The organism is Leptonema illini DSM 21528 (assembly GCF_000243335.1).
Classification (GTDB): Bacteria; Spirochaetota; Leptospiria; order Leptospirales; family Leptonemataceae; genus Leptonema; species Leptonema illini.
This window is the reverse complement of record NZ_JH597773.1, coordinates 2,831,456-2,852,560: the sequence shown is the minus strand read 5'-3', so window position 1 is coordinate 2,852,560 and position 21,105 is coordinate 2,831,456. Positions and strand designations below refer to the sequence as shown.

16 protein-coding genes are annotated in these 21,105 nt (G+C 55.3%); 5 read left to right on the top strand and 11 right to left on the bottom strand.

What is annotated here, in order from left to right; genetic code table 11:
• The first annotated feature begins 1 nt into the window (after position 1).
• On the top strand, positions 2–304 hold the full coding sequence (locus LEPIL_RS12975; protein ID WP_002772991.1) for a hypothetical protein: 303 nt from the start codon (positions 2–4) through the stop codon (positions 302–304).
• Positions 305–359: 55 nt separating this feature from the next.
• Here the strand turns inward: LEPIL_RS12975 and LEPIL_RS12970 are convergent, their stop codons facing one another.
• From LEPIL_RS12970 to LEPIL_RS12940, 7 genes are all read right to left on the bottom strand, one after another.
• Positions 360–1,895, bottom strand: coding sequence for a hypothetical protein (locus LEPIL_RS12970; protein ID WP_002772990.1), 1,536 nt, complete (start codon positions 1,893–1,895; stop codon positions 360–362).
• A gap of 34 nt (positions 1,896–1,929) precedes the next feature.
• Complete coding sequence (locus LEPIL_RS12965) at positions 1,930–2,610, bottom strand: PIG-L family deacetylase (RefSeq protein WP_002772989.1); 681 nt, start codon at positions 2,608–2,610, stop codon at positions 1,930–1,932.
• 60 nt (positions 2,611–2,670) lie between these two features.
• Positions 2,671–3,453: a TIGR02757 family protein gene (locus tag LEPIL_RS12960; protein ID WP_002772988.1), complete on the bottom strand. Its 783-nt coding sequence runs from the start codon at positions 3,451–3,453 to the stop codon at positions 2,671–2,673.
• 12 nt (positions 3,454–3,465) lie between these two features.
• Complete coding sequence (locus LEPIL_RS12955; RefSeq protein ID WP_002772987.1) at positions 3,466–5,898, bottom strand: PP2C family protein-serine/threonine phosphatase; 2,433 nt, start codon at positions 5,896–5,898, stop codon at positions 3,466–3,468.
• 3 nt (positions 5,899–5,901) lie between these two features.
• Complete coding sequence (locus tag LEPIL_RS12950) at positions 5,902–7,068, bottom strand: GAF domain-containing protein (RefSeq protein ID WP_002772986.1); 1,167 nt, start codon at positions 7,066–7,068, stop codon at positions 5,902–5,904.
• Positions 7,069–7,122: 54 nt separating this feature from the next.
• Positions 7,123–8,424 (bottom strand): bifunctional ornithine acetyltransferase/N-acetylglutamate synthase, encoded by a 1,302-nt coding sequence (locus LEPIL_RS12945; protein ID WP_002772985.1) that lies wholly within the window; start codon positions 8,422–8,424, stop codon positions 7,123–7,125.
• Positions 8,425–8,558: 134 nt separating this feature from the next.
• Entirely contained in the window at positions 8,559–9,842 is a 1,284-nt protein-coding gene (locus LEPIL_RS12940) for a PP2C family protein-serine/threonine phosphatase (RefSeq protein ID WP_002772984.1), read from the bottom strand.
• A 122-nt stretch (positions 9,843–9,964) separates the two neighbouring features.
• On the opposite strand from LEPIL_RS12940, the gene LEPIL_RS12935 reads away from it, so the two are divergent.
• The gene (locus LEPIL_RS12935; protein ID WP_040918797.1) at positions 9,965–10,726 is read left to right on the top strand and encodes a beta-ketoacyl-ACP reductase; all 762 of its coding nucleotides are present in this window, start codon (positions 9,965–9,967) and stop codon (positions 10,724–10,726) included.
• Positions 10,727–10,785: 59 nt separating this feature from the next.
• On the opposite strand, the gene LEPIL_RS12930 is transcribed toward LEPIL_RS12935, so the two are convergent.
• Entirely contained in the window at positions 10,786–11,349 is a 564-nt protein-coding gene (locus LEPIL_RS12930; RefSeq protein WP_002772981.1) for an LA_3696 family protein, read from the bottom strand.
• A 239-nt stretch (positions 11,350–11,588) separates the two neighbouring features.
• On the opposite strand from LEPIL_RS12930, the gene LEPIL_RS12925 reads away from it, so the two are divergent.
• Positions 11,589–12,257: a cation efflux transmembrane domain-containing protein gene (locus LEPIL_RS12925; RefSeq protein WP_040918794.1), complete on the top strand. Its 669-nt coding sequence runs from the start codon at positions 11,589–11,591 to the stop codon at positions 12,255–12,257.
• A 13-nt stretch (positions 12,258–12,270) separates the two neighbouring features.
• Here the strand turns inward: LEPIL_RS12925 and LEPIL_RS12920 are convergent, their stop codons facing one another.
• Positions 12,271–13,719, bottom strand: coding sequence for a glutamate synthase subunit beta (locus LEPIL_RS12920; RefSeq protein WP_002772979.1), 1,449 nt, complete (start codon positions 13,717–13,719; stop codon positions 12,271–12,273).
• Positions 13,720–13,737: 18 nt separating this feature from the next.
• Positions 13,738–18,315, bottom strand: a complete 4,578-nt coding sequence (gltB, locus tag LEPIL_RS12915; protein WP_002772978.1) for a glutamate synthase large subunit — start codon at positions 18,313–18,315, stop codon at positions 13,738–13,740.
• A 252-nt stretch (positions 18,316–18,567) separates the two neighbouring features.
• Here gltB and LEPIL_RS12910 point away from each other — a divergent pair, with 252 nt between their 5' ends.
• Both LEPIL_RS12910 and map read left to right on the top strand, forming a co-directional pair.
• Positions 18,568–18,999, top strand: coding sequence for an SRPBCC family protein (locus LEPIL_RS12910; RefSeq protein ID WP_002772977.1), 432 nt, complete (start codon positions 18,568–18,570; stop codon positions 18,997–18,999).
• Positions 19,000–19,045: 46 nt separating this feature from the next.
• Positions 19,046–19,789, top strand: coding sequence for a type I methionyl aminopeptidase (gene map / locus LEPIL_RS12905; RefSeq protein WP_002772976.1), 744 nt, complete (start codon positions 19,046–19,048; stop codon positions 19,787–19,789).
• Between the two features lie 25 nt (positions 19,790–19,814).
• On the opposite strand, the gene LEPIL_RS12900 is transcribed toward map, so the two are convergent.
• Positions 19,815–21,092, bottom strand: coding sequence for a PP2C family protein-serine/threonine phosphatase (locus LEPIL_RS12900; protein WP_078123543.1), 1,278 nt, complete (start codon positions 21,090–21,092; stop codon positions 19,815–19,817).
• Between the last annotated feature and the right edge of the window lie 13 nt (positions 21,093–21,105).

Sequence of the window (21,105 nt, the reverse complement as noted above, 5' to 3'; positions counted from 1 at the left end):
AGTGAAACAGTATCTTCGCATCTACAAGCATCTTGACGTCGACGAGATTAAAGGCCATCTGCTTCTCATCGACGATCTGTACGGCAGCTGCGCGAACTGCCGGCATGTCGGTCTGAACTACACAAAAGATCTCAAGTGTACGCAATGCGGGGCGGAGTTCCGCTATCTGGCGACGCGCATCCCCTCTGAAACGCCAAAAATCCTCGCCCGGCTCGAACAGGACGGTCGAAACGTCACCGTCATCGATCGCGACGACTGGGAGAAGGCGACGGCAAAGAATAATCTGAGCGGGCTGTTCGGTTAACAATGCCGCAGCGAGGCGTTATGCGCCGCCCGGATGGAGTGCATCTCGGTGACTTTCAGGGCGGAGTTACGTCGCCGTAGGGCCTGACTGCCTCTTCTATCTCTGCGAGATCGTAGAAAAAGAACGGCAGTGTGCGATCGGTGAAAAGCCTCAGATTCTCAGCACAGCGCTTCTCTCGTTCAACTTCCAGTTCGAGCAGCTTTCGTCGTCGTTTCAGATAAGGAGCGGCGCGTCTTCTCAGGGCGACGAATTCGCGATGCAGCAATGCCGGCGGGTTCATCGCCGGATTCTTTAACCGCAATGCAAGACGCTGCATATGGGCGGCAAAGGCAGGACGCACTCTTTGCAAATCAGGCAGAGGCGATTCGTATAGCAGATGGCCGTCCGGTCCGCTCAAATGTCGTCGTATGTGGATCAGCACTTCTCTTTCTGCATGCAGGGCGCATTCGTCTGGCAGAAAGCGTACAGGATCGAAAAGCAGGCGTCGCTCTTCTTCATGCAGGGCTTCTCGACTTCGGCTCTGTAGCGCGAAGTCAGCTCTCGCTTCGAGACGCAGAGTGGCCGTCGCGACGGTGATCGGCGCCGCGTGGCAGTTAAAGAAGCGCTCGATGACCTTTTCGGTTATACGATCGTATCGTCCGCCGCCTGTTCCGTGTACAAAAAGGTCGCAGACGAAAAGCCGCATAAATAGACTGAGCGTGATGGCTCGCGGAAGAACATGCCCCTGCTCGAACAGCGCAGTAAAGGCGGGGGCGTCTCTACCGGCGTCAAAAAGGCCGGCTTCGCGGATGTCGCTGTCCACAAGAGGCCTGCGATTCCCGTGAAGAGAATACCAGAACGGCAACTCCGATTCTTTCAGGTCGGGAAAGGGCTGGGCGTGGTTCTTGATGTCGTGTTTGCGCCGGTATTCGGCAAGGGCGAAATTAAAGACATTACGGAATTCATCGGGTCGGCGACAGACCTCGGATGCAAAGAAGCGAAAGGCCCTTGTTTTGATCAGGTCGGATGCCTTGAGAAACGCAATCTTCCAGCCGTTACGGCTGGCATGAAATTCGCGCACGGAATTCGTAATCGTTACGATATCGTCGGTTTGATTTACAGCCCGATGCAGATGAAAGAGATACGGACGAGCTCGTTGTGCCGCTGCCGGAGTGAACGTCGCCGAAAGATCGATCAACGCCTGATCTATAGAACGCAGAAGCTGCGCCTTGCGACTGGGATTCAAACGCTGACCGGCGACGATTCGACTAACGTCCGAGAGCACGATGGAATGCCTGCCGGTACCCGGCCAGGCGAAATCGATGGCTTCCTGGTCGGTGTCGAGGATAAGCGAAACGGCCGTTCCGCCGTGCCGGCGAACGAGCGCCTGTACAAGGTAATCTTTGGCAAGAATGCCCGGATGATAGAAGATCGGTTGATGGCCGGCAAGAAAGACAGGTCCCTTTATGCCGAGGGATGCCTTCAGTTCGTCGGCGTAAAGACGGATGGTCTCGGTGCAGATCTGTTGACCGGCTTCGGGAATAGGGCGCCCGAGATGCTGCCTGATCAATCCGTCAAGCTCGGTTACGCCATGCTGGATCGTTACGCTCATCGAATTCTCGACTCTCCTGAACAGAAGACCATCATCAGATATAGCCCTCCGGCCAGGAAAAGGCCGGGATCTCTTTCTGAAAGAAGGGCTCGGCCGCCGCGCATCCTGCCTGGAATCCCCAGTAGCGGTTCTCGTCGAGAAAACGTTCGACGAGATCTGCCTTGCCGGCCGCTTCGAACTGTGAGTGATAGCACCGAATGGCTCCGGCTTTAGTCGAGATCGTCGTCGATATGTCGTTCAAGAAGCTCGGCTGAATGCGAAGCCGCAGATGCACCGGATAATAGTAGATCACTCGCTTCGGGAAGAACGGATCGCCGGGGATGTCGCTCTTCGTCAGTTTCGCATAAAAGCGGGCCGCATCGACAAGGGCAGAGGCGGCGATATGATCGGGATGAGCGTCGTCGAAGTAAGGGGCGAACACGTAATCGGGGCGAAAGGCGCGAATCTCTGCGGCGATCGCCTTGCGATTGTCGATCGTATCTTCGAGAAAGCGGTTAGGCATACTCAGCGTTTTACGTCGTGCTCCGAGGACGGCCGCCGATTCCTGCGATTCGCGCGCCCGGATCTCGGGCGAACCGAACGGCGTGGGTTCGCCGTTTGTTAAATCAAGAAGCAACAACTCATGGCCCTTCTGAACAAGCGACGCTACCGTCCCTCCCATGCCGATTTCCACATCATCAGGATGGGCGCCGACACAGAGGATTCGCAAAGACATGTTTCCAATTTAATGACGGAATCGCCAGAGGAAAGGAAAAATCACCTGATGCCTCGAAGCTCAAATAAGAGTATTGAGCTGAAGCCTGTCGAGGAGAGCTCTATCATTCAGGATGCCGGGTCGGGTAAGAGCAAAATCATATTTCAAAGGATCGGATTTAGAAAGATTCTTAAAGGCCGCCGTGATCTGCCGGGCCGTCTCTCTTGTTGTCGAGCGTCTTGACGTAAGCGATTGCCAGCGGGCAATCTTGAGGATGTGCGTATCAAGCGGATAAATGAGCCTGTCGGGGCGAATCGTAGAGTAAAGTCCCGGGTCAGGAAGACCTCTGCGCACCATCCAGCGAAAGAAAAGACACCATCGCTTCGCCACCGATCTGGCTCCGGGTTTGCCGACCAGAAACGTCCAGCCCTGCGTTCGTCCCGCGGCGGGAATCGATGCCGTTAGCTCGTCAATCAGGGTGTCGATGGCATCATAGATGTCGAGCGAGACGGGACGTTCAAGAATCGGAAACGATCGCCTCTGCAACCATTCGCCAAGAACGGCCAGCAGACGCTCCGTATCTTTCTGTGTTTGAAATCGATAATAGAGATCTCTTCCCGTGATGCGAGTTTCGCAAAGAGTCGCTGCCGGATTCGGGCCGAGCCGAAGAAAGAGCCTGTCCAGAAACGAGAAGATGGACGCAACTCGTCCGTAGGCGAAAAGAGCGCTCAGGAGAGCGACGATTTCGCGATCCTCCGGATTTTCGTAGCGATAAACGTAGCGAAGCGGATCGCTCTGCACGTAAATTCTTTTGTTATAAGTCGCATGGATCTCGTCGAACAGCTGCCGTGTCGTTTCAAGCATGCCAGACTCCGGTTAACGCCTGATGCCAAGGCCCCGAAGCACAAAATCAAGCAGAGAGCGGGCCGGCAGGTATTCAAGAACGAGAAAGCTCGTATCGTCCCCTGGAGGAGCCGATCCTCGAAAACCGATCAGCGAGGTCTGCAATCCTGCGACGACATCATCAAGCGGATCGTCGCCTTTCTCGGTAAGGAAGGCCGCAAGCCGGCTCTCGCCGAAAAACTCATCTCTTGAGTTAGCCGTCTCAAGAACGCCGTCCGAAAAAAGAAAGACTCTCTGCCCCGGCTTGATCTGATACGTAAAGCTCTTGTAAGGACCGGGAAGGATGCCGAGCAGACGCTGCGTATTCTCGAGCTTTTCCAGAGGGCCTCCAGGTAGTTTCAGGTAAGCTCCTGGATGGGCGGCATTGATATACTCGATACGGCCGTCCTGGAGATTCAGGATCATGGCAAAAAGAGTGAGAAATTCATAGCCGCTGTATCGATCGGTGAGGAATTCGTTCAGGATGTCGAGTACCTCGGGCAGAGTTTTTCCTGATCCGATCGACGTACGCACGATGGCTCGCAGCGCGCTTACGAGAAATCCCGTACCGAGACCATGCCCGCTTACGTCGCCGAGAAAAACGGCCGTTCGCTGAAAATCCAACCGGACGATGTCGATGTAGTCTCCAGTGACCGATAGGACCGGGCGGTTGAAAAAGCGATAGTCGAGCGTATCGGATGGCGGATCGGGATTGAGCGTGTAAAGCTTCTGATACTGTCCGCTCTGCTGCAGGTCGCGCACCTTTTTGCGTTTATCCACCTCGCGAATCAGAGCATGCATGTTAAAGAGCATCATGCCTGCGAGGCGTGCCGCTTCCTGCAAGTAGCGAATCTCATGCAGATACAGCCTGTCGCGACCGTGCGGGTAACCCACGAGAAATGCGCAGGCGAGATTCTCTGAAGTCGCCGCCTTTTTCGGTGAGCGCAGGCGTCCATCAATCACCGCATGTATCCTCTGGATCAGGTTGCGTCTTTCGCCGAGACCTATGGCGAGAACGATACGCTTATGATACAGGAATTCGAACAGCTCTTTGCGTGCTCCTGTGCCGTAGGTGAGATATGCTGCAAAGTGCATCTTCTCAGGTTTCAAAAGAGACCAGATCGGCGAACCGGCTGAAAGACGAAGAACATGCTGCTCTCGCAGATCAAGATAGAAGAAGAAGTCAGGGGCGGTCAGGAAGTAGCTACGCTGCAATCCCAGCGTCTGATTGATCTCATCGAGGATAGCCTGGACGGCGACACGCGGACGGGAGGATCGCGAAATGATCTCGGCCAGTCGTTTCAAGGATTCGCTGTGTTCTCCGCGCGGCAGCAGAAATCGCTGCTCGATAAAAGAGCTGATGCGAGTTCGCAGCGGATCGAGAAAAAACACCAGGAGAAGAAGAAATACCGTGTTGACGATCCAGCGATTCTCTGTCTCGGGCAGCGCCATCGAATAAACGTAGAGAACGACCGAATAGATGGCAAGAAACAGGAATGTTAACAGGGCGGCGGCGATGCTGCGCGTGACGAAGAACTGAAACGGTACAAGATGCATCCGGTAGGTACCGTAGATCAATGACAGAGGAAAGAAAATCAGCAGCAGTAAATAGAAGAATCCCGGTAAAAAATTCGGAAGATAAAGCAGCAGTGCGACGGGCAGGGCGACTCCGAGCAGAGTTCCGGCCGAGGCGACGATTTTCTTGACGCGATCAATACGATCGTTGCTTTTATCGAAAGCCGCCATCACCTGGATCATTACGGATAACGCCGTAACCGACCAGAAAAGCAGTGAGATGATCTGGATGGTTCCAGATCGAAAGCCCGTCGATCCTTCGGCCGCCAGTACAAGCAGCCCGAGAAATAGAAGAAGCACGCTTTCTGTGATGAGAAGACGGGCGTTGATAATCCGACCCGAAATACGCAGATTGAGATTGAGCAGGGTGATCGGAACGAAATACCCGAGCATCGTCCAGACCACGACCGCTCTGTCGTACAGGATCGTATAGAGAGTGAGGACGACAAATATGGTTAGCCAGAAAAAGAACGAGGATATCAGAAAGTCGCGACTGTTGTCGAGAAACCACGCGGCGAAAAAAAGTAGAAGGAAGCTGAGAAGAACCGGAATATGAAAGAGTCGCAGAAACTCAGCGGCGTTGATCGTTTTTCCGGGTAGAACGATATCAAGGACGGCGCTGTTGCTGCGAATGCTGCATAGAAACTTGCCTGCCTCGAAAGCTCTGCAATAAGGCGAGACGAGCCTTGTCCCGGCTTCTATTTCAGGAGTCTCTGAAAGAACGACGAGTCCGTCTCCCATATAATATACGGGAGGGTGCATGACCGGCTCGTTGAACAGGAAGAGATAGAGCGCGGCAAGCAAAGAGATCGCGATCGGATAATGAATGGATATGCGAAGATTGTGCAACATGGATTACGGGAGTTTCGAGAAACTCAGTATCTCCTCATCCTGGTAGTGCAGGGAAATCGTCGAATCGGGGCGACAGCGGAAGGTCGTACGGCCAGGCGGCAGAGCCGTTTCTTCACCGTCTTCATTTAAAAGGCGGTAAGATCTACCCATACTGGCGACGGTCATCTCTTTTGCGCCGGGTCGCAATCCGACGACGAGAATCTCAAGCTTTCCGGTCAGGTCGTTTTCCTGCGTGTATTGCTGCATCCGTCGTAGAAGCGATGAGAGGCGAAGGGAGGGCCCCTTGATACGAACGGTTGCAAATAGATAGCCGAGCGCTCCGGAAAGAATCATCGCCTGTACTCCGCCGGCCGCCTTCGTCGATAGCAGCACCGCATACTGACGATCGTTGGTGTGAAAGTACTCTATAAGCGTGGCGGAGCGAATACGGCCCGTTTTCAGCACCCAGCCTGGAACCTCGGGCGCTTCCTGCATCTGAAGCATCTGCCTTATCTTTGTCGCTATACGCAGCTCTTCGTCATACTCGGCGATGTTCTGCATGCGGCTTTTCAGAATATGATCGTGAATGGTTATCGCCGCCTTTGCCGCAAACAGTTCGAGTCCGCGCTCGGCGTGTCGGTTCTGCGTAGGATGATGGAAGATGAGCATTCCAAGCAGTCGTCCGCGATGAATAAACGGAACGGCAATGGCGATGCGGTAGGCCGCCATAATCTTTTCGACGTGTTCGGGAACGGTCGGATCTTCGCGACGAGCGACACGCCCGAATTGCCGGAACATGCGCGTTATGGGGATGACGTTTTTTCGAGTGATTCGTCTTGATCCCTTAAGAGCGCCGCGACGGTAAACATGCATGTCGAAGAAGCGTCTTTCCTGCTGCAGAATAAAAAGGCGCGCATCGGGGATTCGAAGCCAGATCATCAAATCGGGCATGATCTGATTCAGCAGCGTTTGCAGCGTGAACGGACGGGCAAGAAACTCAAGGTGATGCTGCTGTGTTTCGATCAACGTCTCCCAGGAAGGGAAGGTCAGAAACGGCTCAAGCAGATAGTCGCGCACAGGAATCAGGATGACGACGGCGAGCACCACAAAAATGACGGTGGCAAGTTCCTGCTCGTAGCCGACGAGGAAAATCGCCGATTGCAGGTATGTATAGCCTGCGATGATGAGCATCCCGGCGAGGAAAGAACTCCACCGACGATATAGAAATCTTCGCAGCGACGCCATCTATGTGGTGTACTCGGAATTCAGCCGCACGTATGCTTCCGTAAGATCGCAGCCGTACAGGATTTCGTATGCATTACCGGCTCCAAGATGGACGGTGAAATCCACTTCTTCCTGCTTCATCTGTTCTTCAAGATCGGCGAGCGTCGCATGACCCGGAGGATACATACGATGCGGGCCGACGCGAATCTCTGGGTCGGGATGCTGTTCATCGAAGACCTTGCCGACGGCGGCCATGATGCGTCCCCAGTTCGGATCGGCGCCGAATACGGCCGTTTTTACAAGCGGGCTGTTGAGGATGGATCTGCCGATCTTCATCGCCTGTTCGCCATCTCTTGCTCCTCTGACGATGACGCGAAAGATGCGCGTCGCTCCTTCGCCGTCACGTACGATCTGCAGAGCAAGATAAAGCGCCACCTGAAGTGAAGCGGCCATAAACGTCGCCGAGGTCGGATCAGTATTCAATCGATTCTGCAAGAAGTTCGACGCCTCAACGAGGCCGGCCGGATCCGTTACGTAAAGAGATTGAAGAAGCGTCTCCATGTCGTCGAAGGCCATCGAACGCAGGCCGGCGACGTCTTCGGGACGAATGCGAACGCGAATGCCGCTTGCTCCGCTTGCGAGAATAACGAACGTATCGCTTGTTGACGTGTCGGAGTCGACCGATATACGGTTAAAGGATCGGTCCGCCAGGAAAGGCAACCAGCGTCGCAGATCGTCTGCGTCGATTTCGGCGTCGGTTAACATATAGGAGAGCATCGTAGCCATATTCGGCTCGATCATACCGGCGCCTTTGGCGATTCCTGTTAACGCGAATCCAGGCGATAACCGCAGACAACGATATTTGGGGAATCTATCGGTCGTCATAATCGCGCGAACAAAGGACATCGGATCGGAATTCTGTAACCGGTCCTTGATGGCGTCGCAGGCAGTCAGGATCTTCTCAGCCGGCATGGGGCGACCGATGACGCCAGTGCTGGAAGGCAGCACTTCGGTGGATTGGATCTGCAAAGAGGCGGCGGCGCGTTCGCATTCCGCTTCGGCGAGCGCCAGGCCGTCAGGGCCGTTGGCGACGTTTGCGTTGCCTGAGTTGACGACAATAAGTCGCAGGCGTCCCCCTTCAATATGGCGGCGACCGACGACGACGGGATGGCCCGGGAAGCGATTTTTCGTGAAAACGCCATGCGCCGTTGCATGCGTCTCGCTGAAAAGAACGCCGAAGTCCTCTTTTGTAGAGTTTGATTCTTTTACGCCTATACGCCAGCCTGTGGCCCGAAATCCGGCGGGAAGAAACAGATCGCCCATTCCCGAAGAAAACGGCGAGGCTTGCCCCTGTCAATTGCTATTGTAAGAGCCTGATTCAAAATCCCCCATCGGGTTCCGGTATGCCCTCAGCCCTGAAAGGCATGATCCGTAGTCTTATTGAAGCCAGCTGAAAACTAATCGATCTGCAAAAGTAGGAGAGATAGGTCGTCCCGAATGCGGGCGCCACCTCGAAACTCCGTCCAGTCATCGAGAATCTGTCTGTTCATCTCTGGTAATGAATCCGCCGAGGCGATCTGAAAGGCCTCCATCACTCGAACGGGCCCGTACATCTCCCGGTTATGGTTTGCCTGTTCAACGATGCCATCGGAACAGGTAAGCAATAGATCGCCAGGTTTGATGCGAAACGAAAACGGATTCAGACGCAGATTCTCGGTAATGCCGATAAAAGGCATCGATGGATCACTGCCGGGATTTCGCAGCACATGTACGCGATTGTTTCTTCTAAGCCAGATCATCCCGTGGCCGTAATCAAATACTGAGAGCACGTAATTCTGTTTGTCGATCAGGCAGACGACGCCCGTAGCGTACATCTCCAGAGAGCTGAGCTTCACAAGCTCGTTATTCAATCTGTAAAGCTCGTTTTCGAGAGTGCGAAGACTGAACGAAGGATGTTTCTGTAACTCCTTCCACATCGTATGAAGAAGAGTACCGAGTACCGAAACCATAGCGGCCGCCTTTACGCCCTTCCCGCAAACGTCAAAGAGCGTAGCCACAGCGAAGCGATCATCGATTTCATAGACTTTCGCAAAGTCCCCGCCCGGTCCCTGAAAGGGCTGAACATGGGCATGATGGCGAAGCTCATGCTCGATTTCCGGGGGAATACAGGGCGCTTCGAGGATTCGGACTTGCGCATCGCGCACGGCTTCCATCTCGCGGGTGAGGAAGTAGTTGATTCCGCGAATGACGCGATCCACCGTCGAGATGCCGAAGAAATGCCTGTCAAGCGTGACGACGAAAGGATCGAAGCGCATCCGATCGGGTCGGCGCATCAGTATTTCGGACGCCTCTGAAAGATTCGTATGGGCGTTCAGGCAGACGATATCACGATTGATCAGGTTGTTGAGTCGTGCCTCCTTTCTAAAAAGAAGATCACGCGAGAATTGCGATTCGCTGAGCGAGGCCAGAAACGTCTGTCGTGTCAGGTATCCCGTAATCCAACCGGAGCCGTCGCGTACGGGCAGGAAATCCAGCTCTGGAAACTCCTGATACAGCTCAAAAATTTCGACCGGGCTCTGATCTTCCCGCGGCAGAGTGAAGCTGTAGCCGGTCTGCGCCTGAAGCGTCTCCCGAATGATCGTTGCCCGTCCGACTTCATAGGCCGAAAAGACGGGCCTTTCTCCTATGCGCTCTTCAATCAGAGCGGTTTGCTTTTCATCGGGTCGTCGTTCGAGGGTCATACTCATAAACCTCAATGAAGGGGGATCCGTATTACGACGGCGTTACGATATGGCGAAGAGTGCAATTCAAGCGCTCGTTTGAAAAAGAGTTGTGCCCTTCTTTCGCCTTTTCATTTTGCGACATGTCTGAAAAACCTTTTCAGGGCAAGACGGCTCTTGTCACGGGTTCTGCCCGCGGCATCGGTCGTGCCATTGCTGAAGATCTGGCGGCCTGGGGTGCAAACCAGGTAATCCTCGATGTAAAACAGGAAGATTGTGATCGTACTGCGAAAGAGATCGCCGAAACCTACGGCGTCAAAACGATCGGCATCGCCTGTAACGTAATTAACAGCGCCGACGTTGACGCCGCCGCTGAGCGTGTGAAGAATGAGTTCGGGGGACTCGACTTCCTCGTGAACAATGCAGGTATCCTGCGAGACAATCTACTGCTTCGCATGAAAGAAGAAGAGTGGGACGTCGTTATGGACGTGAACCTGAAAGGGCCGTTCCTCGTAACGAAGGCCTTCCTCTCTATGCTTATGAAGGCGAAGAGCGGCGGTCGAGTCGTAAACATCAGCTCCATTTCGGGTCTGCTCGGTCAGGCAGGACAGGCGAACTATGCGTCCAGCAAATCGGGTCTTATCGGATTCACAAAGGTGGTCGCTCGCGAATACGCGAAGAAGGGCCTGCTCTGTAATGCGATATGCCCCGGATATGTACGCACGGATCTCACCGACGCCCTTCCTGATGCCGTAAAGGAGGAGCTGCGTAAGTCCGTTCCGCTTGGCCGTCCCGGCGAGGTGAAAGACATTTCGCGCGTCGTTCGCTTTCTCTGTTCCGACGACGCCGGCTTTATCACGGGTAACGTTATCCGTGTTGATGGCGGCACCGTAATCGGAATGTAAGTATGCTTCCCCACGCCTTTGTCCTGGCGTGGGGAAGTCCCCTTCAGGGGGAATACGTATTAGATTAACCGATCCACCAGGCGCACAAGGATCGGATACATCGTTACTGCTGTCGCAAGGCCGGCAAGAATCCACTTTGTCTGCGAGGTGATGTCTTTATGAAGCCCCGATATCTGCTTCTGAACATCGGCGAAGTCTGCCTTCATTTCAGCGCGCAGCTCTGCAACTTCAAGACGAACCTCTGCTATAGATGATTGAGTCTCTGTTCTCAATTCGGCGATAGAAGTCTGCACCTCAGTCCGGAGTTCACCAATAGAGGCCTGCATCTCAGTCCTGAGCTCGGCGATGGCAGTCCGTGTATCAGTCCTGAGTTCGGCGATGGCGGTCTGTGTGTCAGTCCTGAGTTCGGCGATGGCGGTTTGCGTGTCGGTTCGCAGCTCGGCAATCTCCAGACGAATGACGCCGGTTGCTTTCTCGAGCTTATTTTCGAACGTGAGTGCTGACATATGAGCGACTTCCTCCTTCTGTAGAGAGAAGGTAGAGACGAGAAAGTCAACAAATTTTGGGGCGGCATCACCGAAGACAGCGGCCACCTCCTCCGGTAATGTCAGGAATTGTGGCATAGGGAACCTCTCATTGAACTTCAAGGTGCGGAATGAGCGGAACGGATGCAAAAAAATTTACGGAATGGGGCAATTGGACTCAAAAAGTCGACTGTTCTGTTTTGACGCGAGGCGCTGTCGCTCGACCATTCTTCATTACGCGGACGGAACGGGCGGGCTGGCGTGAGTTTAGTGGAAAGCCTGCAAGGCATAAGGAAATCCATTTTGACTGTGGCCGTCTTTTCCATTACATTGCCGTTATGGAATCGGAAGTCGTTCTGGAAGCGCAAGATGAGCGTCGTCGATGGTTGCGAATTGTCGCTATTCTTGCATTCATCACAATCTCTTATAATCTGATCGAAGGGCTTGTTTCGATCTTCTTCGGAGCCGATGATGAGTCCCTGTCGCTGTTCGGTTTTGGCGTCGATAGCTTTGTAGAGGTGATCTCAGGCATCGGAATCGCACATATGGTCTGGCGGATGCAGAATATCGGAGCGGACGTGGATTCCGATCGTTTCGAAAAGACGGCCCTTCGCATAACGGGAATCGGATTTATTGTTCTGGCCGTAGCGTTGCCGGCAGGCGCTATTATGAGCATCGTCAGCGATCATCGCCCGGATGCGACCGTTGCCGGCGTCATCATTTCGCTGGTTTCAATTCTTACCATGTGGCTTCTGATTCGCGAGAAACGCCGTGCCGGAGCGGCGCTGCAATCACAGGCCGTTCTCGCCGACGCAAACTGTACACGTACCTGTCTTCAGCTTTCTTTTGTGCTGCTAACGGCATCGCTGCTTTATGAACTGTTCAGGTTGCCTTATGTTGACGCCGTCGGATCTCTCGCCATCGCATGGTTCGCCTTTCGCGAAGGCCGCGAGTCCTTTGAGAAGGCTCGAACGGGAAAATCATGCGGATGTGATGGCTGTCATTGAAAAGCCTGACCAATCAGTCGGCTTTTTTCAGAGCGGTCAGGTAACGATCGACGACCTGGGCGCATTTCCTGCCTTCTGAGATGGCCCAGACGATGATGGACTGACCGCGGCGCACGTCACCGGCGGCAAAGATGCCCGGCGCCGTAGTCGTGAAGTGGTCGCCGCCGACGCCGAACGATGCCTTTACGTTCTGACGTGAATCGAAGGCAACACCGGCCTGTTTCAGCTGATCGATCAGAGGAGAGGCCTTCGGGCCCGTGAATCCAATAGCGATGAGAACAAGATCGGCGGGGATCTCGAATTCCGTTCCGGGGATGTCGATGATCTCGGTGCGCGATTTTTTAACGACCTGGTTACCCGTCACGGCGACGACGCGACCCGATTCGCCGCGAAAGCTTTTCGTATGCAGACTCCATTTTCGTTCCACTCCCTCTTCCTGCGACGTAGAAGTGCGCAGAATGCGAGGATACAGCGGCCACGGATCGTCGTCCGTGCGTTCTTTTGGAGGCTCGGGATTATAGTCGAGCTGAGTGACCGATTTCGCTCCCTGCCGATTCGCCGTACCGATACAATCCGATCCGGTGTCGCCGCCGCCGATGACGATGACGTGTTTATCCGTGGCCGTGATCTGATCGGCGACCTTTTCACCAGCCACAAATCGATTCGCCTGCGTCAGGTAATCCATGGCGAAGTGCACGCCTTTTAAATCGGCGCCGGGGATCGGAATGCGTCGCGGTTCTTCAGCTCCCATGGCAAGGATGACGGCATCGAACTGCGTGCGCAATTCATCGAGAGAGATGTCGACGCCGACATTGACGCCCGTTCGGAACTGAACGCCTTCCTTTTTCAGCTGATCGAGCCGCCGATCGATGCGCCATTTCTCGAATTTAAAATCGGGGATGCCATAACGCATCAGTCCGCCGATGCGATCCTCTCTTTCAAAGATGGTCACATCGTGGCCGGCACGTCGCAGCTGCTGGGCGGCCGCCAGTCCGGCCGGGCCCGATCCGATAATGGCCACGGAACGATCCGACAGCGCTTTCGGCGGGAGCGGTTCCACCCAGCCTTCTTCGAAGCCGCGGTCGATGATGAAGCGCTCTATGGACTTGATCGCCACAGGCGGGTCGGTTAACCCGAGAACGCATGCCGATTCGCAGGGCGCGGGGCATAGCATACCCGTGAATTCGGGAAAGTTATTCGTCGAATGCAGATTCTGAAGGGCTTCCTGCCAGAGGCCTCTGTAGACGAGGTCGTTCCATTCGGGGATGAGGTTATCCACGGGGCAGCCGGTTTCTCCGTGGCAGAAGGGAATGCCGCAATCCATACAGCGCGCGCCCTGGACGCGCGCCGTATTTTCGTCAAAGGTCTTCTCGAACTCTTTGAAATGCTTGATCCGTTCTTCTACCGGCTGCTTCGAGATCTCGGAGCGCCGGTAGTCCATGAAGCCGGTTATCTTACCCATTCAAATACCATCCGGATTTTAATGATGTAAAACTTCCTCTTCCTCGCTACTTTTATTTGTCAGTTTTTCTTCTTCGAGTCGCTGCAGGGCGAGTTTATAATCGCCCGGGATCACCTTCACGAAGTTGTCGAGCTGCTCTTCCCACGTTTTCAGGATAAACTCGGCTCGCAAAGACCCCGTGTATTCGCGGTGACGGGTGATCATATGCAACAGCTGATCGATCTCTTCGGTATCGGTGAGCTGTTCCAGATCGACCATACCAGTGTTTACGCGCGAAGCGAAGGTATGATCGGGATCCCAGACGTAGGCGATACCGCCCGACATACCGGCGGCAAAGTTGCGGCCCGTATCGCCGAGAACGACGACACGTCCTCCCGTCATGTATTCGCAGCCATGATCGCCGACGCCTTCGACGACGGCATGCACGCCCGAGTTACGGACGGCAAAACGTTCGCCGGCCATACCGTTCACGTAGACCTCGCCCGATGTCGCTCCGTATAAACAGGTGTTGCCGATGAGGATATTACGTGCCGGATCATAAGCCGAGTTAGCCGGCGTGCGGATAATCAAACGTCCGCCGCACATGCCTTTGCCCACGTAGTCGTTCGCCTGCCCGTCCTGCTCGATCGTGATGCCTTTCATCAAAAAGGCGCCGAAGCTCTGGCCTGCATAACCCTGCATGCGAATATGGATCGTATCGTCGGGAAGGCCCTCTTCGCCGAAGCGGCGGGCGACTTCTCCCGAAAGCATGGCGCCGATGGTACGGTCTTCGTTCGTTACCGGCATGTCGATCGTTACGGGCTGACGGCTTTCGAGAGCGGGTTTCGCCTTTTCGATCAGTTTCTGATCGAGCTGACGTTCCAGGCCATGATCCTGCTCTCTTGCTTTCGTCAGACCGGTGCCAAAGGCCGGCTTCGGCTTTTGCAAGATACGGCTGAGCTCGATACCGCGCGCCTTCCAGTGATTCTGGGGACGCGTGAATTTGAGGCTTTTCTGCTGCCCGACCATCTCGTTGATGCTGCGGTAGCCGAGTCGAGCCATGATCTCGCGGGTCTCTTCGGCGACGAAGAACATATAGTTGATCAGGTATTCGGGCTTACCGAAGAACTTCTGACGCAGCACCGGGTCCTGCGTGGCCACACCGACGGGGCAGGTGTTCAGATGGCATTTGCGCATCATGATGCAGCCCTGGGTAACCATCGCTCCCGTAGCGAAGCCGAATTCTTCGGCTCCAAGCAGGGCTCCGATGACGACGTCGCGTCCCGTCATCAGCTTTCCGTCGACGGCGACATGAACGCGATCGCGCAGACCTTCGGCCACCAGAGTCTGATGCGTTTCTGAAAGGCCGAGCTCCCACGGCGTTCCGGCGTAGTGAATGGACGAGATCGGACTTGCGCCCGTTCCGCCGTCATGGCCGGCAATCAGGATGTGATCGGCGTGTGCTTTGGCCACACCGGCCGCCACCGTGCCCACACCGGCGCACGAGACGAGCTTCACGCTGATACGAGCGCGGGGGTTAACATTTTTCAGGTCGAAGATAAGCTGTGCCAGGTCTTCGATCGAATAGATGTCATGATGCGGCGGCGGCGAGATCAGCGTCACGCCCGGAGTGGAGTAACGCAGCTTCGCCACGATTTTATCGACCTTGAAGCCCGGCAGCTGTCCGCCTTCGCCTGGCTTTGCTCCCTGCGCCATCTTGATCTGGATGTCGTCGGCATTGACGAGGTAGTAGGCGGTGACGCCAAAGCGACCCGAGGCTACCTGCTTGATGGCGCTGCGCATGCTGTCGCCGTTCGGCAGAGGCTTGAATCGAATGGCATCCTCGCCGCCTTCGCCCGTATTGGACTTGGCGCCGATACGGTTCATGGCGATGGCCAGGTTCGTATGCGTCTCCCAGGAGATCGAGCCGAAGCTCATCGCTCCGGTCTGGAAGCGCTTAACGATCTCTGAAGCCGGTTCGACCTCTTCAAGAGGAACGGGTTCAGGCGCATCTGAGAAATCGAAAAGCGAACGCAACGTGATGAGATCGCGCTCCCGGTCGTTCACTTCTTCGGCGAACTTGCGATACATATCACGATCGTTCTTCTGCGTCGAATGCTGAAGAAGATGGATGGTCGTCGGGCGCCACAGATGCTCTTCGGAATACTTGCGCCAGTAATGCACGCCGCCCGTCTGCAGCTCGCCGCGCGAAGCGTTCGGATCATAGGCGACGCGATGACGTCGCATCGTCTCTTCTTCAAGCATCTCAAGAGAGAGGCCTTCGATTACGGTACGCGTACCGGTGAAATACAGGTTTACAAGCTCTGAATCAAGGCCGATGGCTTCGAAGATCTGCGCGCCGCAATACGACTGCAACGTAGAGATTCCCATCTTCGAGAAGATCTTGAACAGGCCTTTATTCACGGCCTTGATGAAGTTCTTACGCGCATCGCGCGGTTCGCCGATCTCGGGCAGCAGGCCTTCTTTATGAAGGTCATGCAGCGTTTCAAAGGCCAGATACGGGTTAATGCCGTTTGCGCCGTAGCCGATCAGCATGGCGAAATGCGGCACGTCTCTCGGCTCGCCTGATTCGATGATGATGCCCGTTTTCGTGCGAAGGCCGGCGCGGATCAGGAAGTGATGCACGGCGGCGACGGCAAGTAGTGACGGAATCGGCGCCTGTTTTTCGGCCACGCCGCGATCCGACAGGATGATCAGGTTATACCCGCGGCGCACGGCCTCGGCGGCTTCGTCGCAGAGCTGATCAAGACGGTTCCGCATACCGTGCTTCTGATCCGGATCGAAAAGAATCGGTATCGTGATCGAGCTGAACACACCCTCCGAGATATTGCGGATCTTTTCAAGTTCATGGTTCGTCAGAACAGGATTCTTCAGTTCGATGCGGTGAGCGTACTCGGACTTCTCGTCGAGCAGGTTGCCTTCGGGGCCGACGTAGCTCGTCAGCTCCATGACTAACTCTTCGCGGATCGGATCAATGGGCGGGTTCGTTACCTGAGCGAAAAGCTGCTTGAAATAACGGAAGAGCGGCTGCGGCTTTGACGACAGGATGGCAAGCGCCACGTCTTCGCCCATCGCTCCGATGGCCTCTTCGCCTTTCTCGGCCATCGGCTTCATGATGGTCATGACGTCTTCGGTCGAATAGCCGAAGACGCGCTGACGCTCGACGATGGTCGTATGATCGGGCTGGTGCACGAATGCCGGATCGGGTAGATTCTCAAGGCGGATCATATGCTTCTCCACCCATTCGCGATACGGCTGCTGGCGAACGATCTTCGCCTTGATCTCTTCATCGTCGACGATACGGCCTTCGTTCAGGTCGATCAGGAACATTTTTCCAGGCTCGAGCTTTCCGCTTTTGACGACGTTAGACGGATCGACGGGAATCGTGCCGACCTCGGACGACATGATCGCCAGGTTGTCTTTTGTGATGATATAGCGTGCCGGACGCAGGCCGTTCCGGTCGAGTGTGGCGCCGATCAGCTGCCCGTCTGAAAAGGCGACGGCGGCCGGACCATCCCACGGCTCCATCAGAGCGGCATGGTATTCGTAGAATCCGCGCTTGTCGTTATCCATCGCCGAGTTTTTAGACCAGGCCTCGGGAATCATCATCATCATGGAATGCGGAAGCGAACGGCCGGCCATATAGAGCAGCTCGACGACCGTATCAAAGGTGGCAGAATCGGACTGGCCTTCCATGATGATCGGAAGCATGCGCTTCAGATCTTTGCCGTAATAGGGGGATTCCATCACCATCTGTCGAGCGGCCATCCAGTTGATGTTGCCGCGCAGGGCGTTGATCTCGCCGTTGTGGGCGATCATGCGGAACGGATGCGCGAGATCCCATGTCGGGAATGTGTTCGTTGAGAATCGCATATGCACCATCGCATACGCCGACTCCATAAAAGGACTCTGCAGGTCGAGGTAGAACTGCGGAAGCTGAGCGGCCAGCAGCATGCCCTTGTAGTTGATGGTGCGGCTCGAGAACGAAGGCACGTAGTATTTCGAACGATCCAGTTTGTGTTCGGCGCGCACGCGGCGATCGATGACGCGGCGGATCAGATAGAGTCGACGCTCAAAATCCTCGTTCGACTTGATGTCGTCCGAGGCGCCGATAAAACAGTGACGGAAGGCCGGCATGGTCTTGCGAGCCGATTCGCCGGTCTGGTCGGGATCGGTCGGAACGACGCGCCAGCCGAGGAAGTGCTGTCCTTCATCGACGATGACCTTTTCGATGATGTTCTGCACGGCATGGCGGATCGTCTTGTTGCGCGGTAAATAGATGAATGCGACGGCATATCGCCCCTCGGGGGGCAGATCGATATTCAGCTCGTCTTTTGCGACTTTACGAAAGAAACGATCGGGAATCTGCATCTGCAGGCCGGCACCGTCGCCTGTAAGAGGATCGGCACCGACAGCACCACGGTGTTCGAGACGCTTGAGGATCTCGAGCCCCTGTTCAATAATGTTACGGGACTTTTTCCCCGTAATATCGGCAATAAAGCCGACGCCACAGGCGTCACGGGCCATATCGGGGTCATACATGCCCGATATGGCGGGAGTCTCAAAATCCTGATCGAGGTACTGTTCGTTGTCCATGTGTGTCCATCCAATGGGAGCGCTTCTGGACGGCCCAACCCTGCCTGGAGAAGACCGGTCTCGCGCTCCATCCCCTGATTTCTGTTGTTTTATTGCCTCTGGGGGAGCAAATGTACCATAAATTCAGCAAGCCCCGTTCTGTAAATATAGAAGCTTGCAGTGAGAAGGGCAATTCGTTCAATAAAGGAACCGATCCGCTTCCGGTGCGAAAAATCGCCTTGACGGTGTTGAAGGAAAAGGCGATAGACGACCATGCAGTTGCGATTCCGCACTCTCATTCGAGGTAGCATCGCCGAAGTCTGGGGCGCCTTCGAAAAGATCGAGAATCTGCAGCGCTGGCAGCCGGCTTTGAAGTCCATCAGGCACATTGAAGGCAAGCCGGGCCAGCAGGGCGCCATCAGCGAAGTCACGTACATTGAAGACGGCAAAGAGGTCGTGCTGCGCGAGCGCATCCGCTACAGGCAGGAGGGGGTCGCCATGGACCTCGAATATACCTCTCCGCTTGTCGTCAGCCATATCGAGAACCGCTTTCTTCCCGCCGAGGGGGGAACGATGTGGGTCGTCGAAACGGATCATCGCTTTCGAGGCCTGTACTGGTTCCTCTCTCTTTTTATGCGTTCGAAAATTGAGCGGCGCTTTAGAGAAGATCTCAATCGCTTCAAGGCCCTTGTCGAAAAGCGTTGAGAAGCGTTAAGAGGCGTCGCACTCCCTACTTTTGAGGTAATTCTGAATGTCCATTGATTCAAAAGAAGACCTGGACGGCATTCTCGCCGCCGGGCGTCTCGTCGCCGATACCATGCGTCATATGGTTACATCGATTCGCGCGGGAATGACGACGCTGGAGCTCGATCAGATCGGCCGTCGCTATTTTGAAGAGCGAGGAGGGCGTTCTGCTCCTGAGCTCACCTACCGCTTTCCGGGCGCGACCTGCATCAGCGTGAACGAAGAGGCCGCTCACGGCATTCCGGGAAGCCGCATCTTAGAAAAAGGCGATGTCATCAACGTCGACGTGTCTCTTGAATTGAACGGGTATTTCGCCGACATGGGTTATACTACATTTATCGAACCCGTCTCTGTCGATACGCGACGCCTTATCGATACGAGCCGCTATGCGCTTGATCAGGCGATCCGGGCGGCGCGGCATGGAGCGAAAATCGCCGAGGTCGGCCGTGTGATTGAGAAATCCGCCCGTCTGCGCGGATTCAAGGTGATCCGTAATCTTGCCGGGCATGGCGTGGGCCGAGCCCTTCACGAAGAGCCCGTCGATCTGGTGAACTACTATGATCCGGGCGATCGGCGCAAGCTTCGCTCGGGGCAGGTCATCGCCCTTGAAACCTTTGTTTCTACCGGAGCCGAGCAGGTCATTCAGAAGCGTGACGGCTGGACGCTGACGACGCGCGATAATAGCAGGGTGGCTCAGTTCGAGCATACGCTGATCGTGCGTGACGGAAAGGCGCTCGTGGCGACGGCCTGAGTCTCTATCAGAACCGGACCTGAATCTACGGCAGACGCCTGATGATCATCATCGTAGCGTCGTCGTTTGCGGCGCGGCCTTCGCGAAAGGCGTCGACCAGGCGGTTCGTTTCGACGGCAATCTGGTCGACGGGCGACCGGAACCATTCCACGCCGATGGCCTTGAGACGATCCTCTCCGAAAAGATCGTCGGCGGGGTTCATGGCCTCTGTATAACCATCAGAGACGGCAAGCAGAAGATCGCCGCGACCGATCTCTATCTCGTTCGCTCTGTAGTTCGCTCCTTTGAGGCCGAGGACCGGGCCCGTCGTTTCGAACTCGAGCACGGAGCCGTCCGCCTTGTAAAGATACGGCGGAGGAGTGCCTGCAAGAATATACTGAGCCCGGCCCGTATCGGGAAACAGTCGCAGCAGGAAGATTCCGATAAAGCGGCCGATGACGATCGTCTCGACAAGGTGGCGGTTCAGAATATTGACCGCCGTCGCGAGATCGTCCGAGAGCGCATCAAGCATACGGATGCCCGTATGGAACTCGCTAACAAGCAGAGCGGCCGACAACCCCTTACCCGAAACGTCGGCAAGGATAAAGTCGATCGTTCCGTCGGGGCGTTTGTAATAGCCGTAATAATCGCCGCCGACCTCGCGACAGGGCGTCGATTCGCCGTAGATCTCGTAATCGGGCAACTGCGGCGGGGCGTCGGGAAAGAGCTTCTGCTGGATTTCGGAGCAGACGGAAAGCTCGGACTCAATGGCCTTCTGTTTGAGCATGATGGCATGCATTCGGGCGTTTTGAATGGCCAGGCTGGCCTGCCTCGCAAACCCTTCCATCAGGCGTTCGTCCTCTTCGGTGAAAACCTGTCCGTCTTTTCGATTGAGCAGCTGAGCCGTGCCGATGATCTCGCCGTTTACGATTAGCGGAACGCAGAGGTAGGAGTAGGTTGCATGGCCGAGGGTCTGATCGACCTTACCGTAGTAGCGCGGATCGTTGCGAATATCGGCGATGCGTTCAGAGCGGCCACTCATCGCTACGGCGCCGGCGATGCCTTTTGTGATGGGAACCTGAAGCTGTTTGAGCAGACTGAACTTTTTATCGGTGGATTCGACGAAAACAAGGTGCGTGCGCTCGTCGTTCAGAAGGGCGATGGAGCCGATCTCGGCATTCATCAGCTCGGTCGCCTGAGTCAGCGTATTATGTAGCACCGTCTGCAGATCGAGAGAAGAGTTAAGAAGATAGAACGATTCCGTCAGACTTTTGAGGCGACGGTTCTCTTCTTGTAGTAGATCGATGGGCTCCATAGTGCGCATTGCGAACGTAGCA